We start from the raw sequence: 5,108 nt of genomic DNA on the forward strand, positions 1-5,108 counted from the left end.
GATGACCCGTCGGGCCCCGCGCCTGATCAGCTCCTCGAGCCCAAGCCCGATTTCCGATAGACCGACTGCTTCTTTCCCTTTATCCTTGCTCATGGTGGACCTTTCTTGTGCTGGTTTCCGATCTCGACAATCAGATTCTCAGCGGAAAGCTCCACCGCCCTCTACTCCGCGCCTCAAATTCCCCGCCTGTACACCAGTTTCGACTTTAGCTCGGCGCCGACGTCGAAGGGGCCATGAAGAAGCTCCATCATAAACAGCATGTCGGGACGGCACGCGTTGTCCGGCTTTCCAGGAGTTCACTTGGCAGAGGAATGCCTTGTCTTCAGTTGGATCTACATTGCACCGGACGGGGCCCAGTCCGCGCACTGCCGCGCTTCAATTGGCCCGGATCCCGCTGAACTGCAAAGGAATGTTAGGGGAGCGGTTCCGCGGCTGTCAAACGCAACGACGGTGCCGAGGCAGCCTAGAGCTGGCTGCTACTAGTTCTCGGCTCAGATGCAGTCCGCGTAAGTAAAGCATGGTTCAATTAACTGTTGCATGCCATTCAACACAGCGGAGGACGCCATGTCCTTGATCGAGCTCAGCAGACTTCAACAAGCCGGCCAGGCCTTCGACGAAGCCCGTGGCTGGGCCAAGTAACATAGCCCCAAGAACCTGGCGATGGCGCTGAGTGTTGAGGTGGCGGAACTGGTGGAAATCATCCAGTGGCGCACAGAGGTGGAATCGCGCGATGTGATGGCGACTGCAGATCGGGCTCAAGTGGAGCAGGAGCTGGCGGATATCACGATCTATTTGGCGCAAATGGTGACGGTACTGGGCGTCGACCTGGATGCAGCAGTTCGGGCGAAGATGGCTATGAATGAGAAAAAGTACCCGGTGGTCGAATAGGCTGCCCGATGCACAGTAGGCGATCGAGCGCTGGAATCGCTAGCCCTGCCGGTCATGTAACGCATACACTCTTGATCGCATCATGCTTGTCTTTCTTGACACCGAGTTCACAGATTTCATCAACTGCGAGCTAATCAGCATCGGCATGGTGACCGCGGATGGTCAAGACTTCTATGCCGAAGTGCAGGACTTTGACATCGGTAAGTGCAACGAATTCGTGCGAGGCGCGGTATGTGAGGTCCTCGGGCAAACCGCGAATGCTCGTGTTGTGCGCGCCGCCCTTCCAGAACGCCTTCGCGCTTGGTTTGCAAGTCTCTCGACCAGCGTGGTGGTGGCTTGCGACAGTTTCATAGACTGGGAACTACTGTCGGACGCATTGGACTGCGATTTTCCGCAGAATGTTGTCGGTAGGTATGACTTAGGGCCCTTAGCCAGCGTGCCAGAGTTTCAGCATGCAGTCGCTGGCTATCATTCGCAGCCAGGCCACCCGTGGCATCACGCACTGCACGATGCCCACGCGAACCGCGCTGGGTGGCTTGCTATTGGCGGCCCTACATAAACATTGGATAATATCTTGCGGATATACCCTTGACAGCGAGGCGCCGCGCTGACCTGCCGGCAAGGCCGGCGGCATCGAGCTCTCTCTGCAATTGAGTTGGGAATGAAGCCCCCGAGTGAAGAAATTCTAGGAAAGCTCGAGAATGGGTTGTCGCTGAGCGACCGAGACAATGTCGAAATCCGGCGGGCAGCAGAATAGTCGAAGCGCCGGTTCGTGTTACCGGTGGGGGGCGACGGAGACTCACCTGTTGTACCACGAGCTGTGGGCAAAGCTTGATAAGCAATACCTCGTTCAGATCCGAGCACTACGTGACTTGACAAGGATTGATTCCGACGCGCCTACCAATGGGCCTGCACGGTTGAGGCGTAGAGGAAAGGATGACGCTGAAATGTAAAATCGGGAAGAGCCTTGGCGACTTGCCTTGCGCCGTGGCTGTTTGACGGGCCCCCACTCCCTGTGGGCCGTGGGGTACTCCGGGGCTCAAAACTCCCTCAACATCCACCCGCTGATAAACGCAAAATACTCCCGCAACCAGGCGTTGTACCGCAAATAAAGCGGCGTTGCTGCCCCCACACCAGAAACCACCTGGAACCCCGCCTTATGCGCAATCCGCTTCGCGCGCATCAGATGAAAATCACTGGTCACCAGTATCAGCGGGTCTGCAGCGCTCACGCCCTGTTGCTCCAGCAACCGGCGGCTGAAGCGCATGTTGTCCTCCGTGCTAGTACTCCGATCCTCCCGAATCAGGCGGTCCGGAGCCATGCCGTGCGCGGTCAGGTAGTCCGCCATAATGTCCGCTTCGCTGCACCGCAGTCCGAAGTCCTGGCCACCGCTCACCACCACTCGGGCCGCAGGCCATCGCCGTGCCAGCGCGAGGCCGTCGTTCAGGCGCGCAACCAAGGTAGGCGACGCGGTGCAATGCGGCGTGCCGGAGCCTAGGATGAGGATGGCCTTTGCGGGCGATCCCTTTGCCGCAGATTCTGAAATGCCGGAGCTGATGACTTGGAAGAACATGCCCAACGTCACCAGCCACGCGGCAAAGGCCAGCCAGCCTGCCCCCCAGATCCATTGGTGCCGCCGGCTGGCCACACGCCATTGCGTGCCAGCGCGAGAAAGGCAGGGCCGATCGCCAGCGGAAGGGCAACGCCAAAGTTGAACAGCCCCATCAGCATCAGCGCGATGGCATCGCCAGTGAGCAATGCGCCAACCAATGCAAGGCCGATGCGCCGCCAAGGCGCGCCAGCACCTTCAGCGAACGGTAGCGACTTCACCATTCCGAGCGCCGCTCCTGCTGGTATGTGAGGCCGTCGATCTTCTTGTCCTTCCATAGCCCGAACATATCAGCCCCAAGCACCAGCTTTCGCCGCGAGATGTACGCCTCGATAGCATCACGGATGACAGCCGACCGTGGACGGTGCTCGGCCTCCGCTATTGCCGCTAATTCCTCTATTTGCGTATCAGGCAAGTTGACCAAGATTCGGCCCACATCTGTCTCCAATTGTGCCATACGCACCACATACCACGCTGCAAGCGCGTTCAAGCTTGGCTTCCGTATCGCTACCGGACGGTGCTAGAGAACTTCTCAACTTGTGCAGTTAGTACAACACCATCGGTGGCCAAAGTCTAGGTCGCCAGATTGTTAGAAGGGAAGGGGGTAGGACCCGCACACAGAGTTTTCGACGCTTTGTTGCATGGGGTTGTCGATATGGAGCAACCGCTACCGCTGCCCGAAGGGTGTCTGCAGGTACTTGATCTACCGATCAAACGGTTGCAGAAGTCTTCGGCGTGTCCCTATGGACTCACAGACGGACGAATTGCCGAGTTAAAAAAGGAGGCTTCGAGACGATCGGGCAGCTTGCGGACGCGTCTGACCAGCAACTATTGGAAGTGGCCACAATTGGCGATAGGTGGCTGGAACGGATTCGAAGTGCGGTGGGGCAGGCGGTATGGATGTAGTGTGGGCCGAAGGGCAGACCTTGGTCCCTTCACCCATTCACCGTCCGACGGCTCTCCATGTGGTCTCGGTTCTCACGTTGTTTGTCGTATGTAGCCAAGGTTTTGCTGGCTACGGCTCCGTAACCTGTTGCGCTCGCCAATAGACCCTCACATCCTCGTCCCACTTGAGCCCAGCGGCACGAACCGCAGCCGGGAGAATGCTGCGCATCCGCTCTCGATTCAGATTGGTGTCCACATACCAGCCGTCCATCAGCTTTCTGCTGTACCGCTGGGTCCAGCCCATCGTCTTGCCCCGGAAGAGTTCGCTGGGCGTCCTAGCGACATAGGTCCGGGTCGTGCCGTGGCAACTCATTGCCTCCGCCATCGCATCCCGGCGGTCCGGGAACTCGTTCCAAAGGCGGCGCAGGAGGTCGATATGGCTATCGATGTAGTTCCAGTGCAAAAAAAAACGCCGCGGTACTGAAGGCCGGGCCCGAGCATCTTGGTATGCGGCTGTGCGGTCAACATCCGAGGGCGTGTGATGTGCTCTAGTTCCGCAATCAGCGTCTCGCGCCGAGCGTTGAGTTTCTCGAGACACCGCTGCATCGATTGGATCGTGCAATCGATCTGCTCCAACTCCTGAATTGGAAACGGAGCTTGTGTATTGGGCTGCGTTTGCATTGATTCCTCCTGACGTGGCGCTTGCGATGGCCCGCAGTGATCGCGCACCTATCGGCGCTTTTCACCTTGTTGGCGTTGAACTGTTCTGCGGATGCGGACACCGGGCGACGACCCAGGTCGCGTTCTATACTCCGGATGCGTAACGTGTTGAGGGCAGTCGATCAGTTGCTCGCCCTGAACGGCACGAGGCGCTTGTCTGGCACGGGTTCCATCCTCCTAAGTGGGATGCCGTACCGTTACGCCGAACCGCGGCACGCCTGTTGTTTATGGCGAGCTCATCAGGTCTGTGAGCAATTCATCTAGCTTTGCGCGATGTTCCTGTTCGGTTTCGTGGTCGGGAATGCGCCAATCCGGCAGGTAGCAACTCAGGCCCAGCAGGTCGCTGCCTGCAACCTTCTGTTCGAAGATTGTTGTGTACAGGCTATCCGCAGGCGCGATGGCTCCCGTAAGACCTCGCTTGACTCGAATTTTCCTATCGCTTTTGGGATCGAGGTAGTCCTCTAGTCCTGCGTCGGTGGCAGACATCTCCAGCCCCGCACGGATTGCCCAGAACGGATCGATGCTAGCCTCCAGCGGATAGAAGCCGTTTTGAAAGAACGCCTTGTCATGCTTATGTTCGCTCCAGACATCGGCACGCCATCTGCTCTCGCCACCAAAAAGCAACATATCGATGGATCGGGGAGAGGCCGCTAGCTGTGCATAAGCAGCTTTCGTGATGCCGAAAGCGCGGGGATTTGAGCAAGAACGGTGATGGACGCTGGAGGGGTTCCCTCAGGGAGCGTGCACGCACGCGCCTGAGGGAAGATGTCGCCTTTATTGTGTCGAGCAATGAAGGAGACCTCAGCAGTGTGCCATGCCTTGCTACAAACGCCGGCGTTTTTTGCCCTGTTACGCCGGATCGACGAAGACCTGATGACGGTGGCGCGGGACAGGGGCTGCTGCCATTGCAGCTCTGTGCTGCACAGTGCCAACTATCCGCGTAAGCCACGGGGATGCCCACCGGCAGCACACCCGGACTGCGCTACGCGCCTGAGCCTGTGCTGTG

6 protein-coding genes and 1 pseudogene are annotated in these 5,108 nt (G+C 58.4%); 2 read left to right on the top strand and 5 right to left on the bottom strand.

What is annotated here, in order from left to right; all coding sequences use genetic code 11:
• Window positions 1-564 precede the first annotated feature (564 nt).
• A pseudogene (locus K309_RS38720) lies at window positions 565-888 on the top strand (nucleotide pyrophosphohydrolase).
• Between the two features lie 82 nt (window positions 889-970).
• The gene (locus K309_RS0133855; RefSeq protein WP_029050340.1) at window positions 971-1,447 is read left to right on the top strand and encodes a 3'-5' exoribonuclease; all 477 of its coding nucleotides are present in this window, start codon (window positions 971-973) and stop codon (window positions 1,445-1,447) included.
• A 480-nt stretch (window positions 1,448-1,927) separates the two neighbouring features.
• Here the strand turns inward: K309_RS0133855 and K309_RS38725 are convergent, their stop codons facing one another.
• The 5 genes from K309_RS38725 to K309_RS0133875 form a co-directional block, all read right to left on the bottom strand.
• Window positions 1,928-2,461: a YdcF family protein gene (locus K309_RS38725; protein ID WP_232232631.1), complete on the bottom strand. Its 534-nt coding sequence runs from the start codon at window positions 2,459-2,461 to the stop codon at window positions 1,928-1,930.
• An 8-nt stretch (window positions 2,462-2,469) separates the two neighbouring features.
• Complete coding sequence (locus tag K309_RS43585; protein ID WP_232232632.1) at window positions 2,470-2,721, bottom strand: hypothetical protein; 252 nt, start codon at window positions 2,719-2,721, stop codon at window positions 2,470-2,472.
• The gene (locus K309_RS0133865) at window positions 2,715-2,933 is read right to left on the bottom strand and encodes a ribbon-helix-helix protein, CopG family (protein ID WP_029050341.1); all 219 of its coding nucleotides are present in this window, start codon (window positions 2,931-2,933) and stop codon (window positions 2,715-2,717) included. Before K309_RS0133865 ends, K309_RS43585 begins: the two co-directional genes overlap by 7 nt.
• Window positions 2,934-3,512: 579 nt before the next feature.
• Window positions 3,513-3,845, bottom strand: coding sequence for a hypothetical protein (locus K309_RS0133870; protein ID WP_029050342.1), 333 nt, complete (start codon window positions 3,843-3,845; stop codon window positions 3,513-3,515).
• 482 nt (window positions 3,846-4,327) lie between these two features.
• The gene (locus K309_RS0133875) at window positions 4,328-4,729 is read right to left on the bottom strand and encodes a hypothetical protein (protein ID WP_029050343.1); all 402 of its coding nucleotides are present in this window, start codon (window positions 4,727-4,729) and stop codon (window positions 4,328-4,330) included.
• Between the last annotated feature and the right edge of the window lie 379 nt (window positions 4,730-5,108).

Origin of the sequence: Cupriavidus phytohabitans, from assembly GCF_000426345.1 — a bacterium.
Taxonomy (GTDB): Bacteria; Pseudomonadota; Gammaproteobacteria; order Burkholderiales; family Burkholderiaceae; genus Cupriavidus.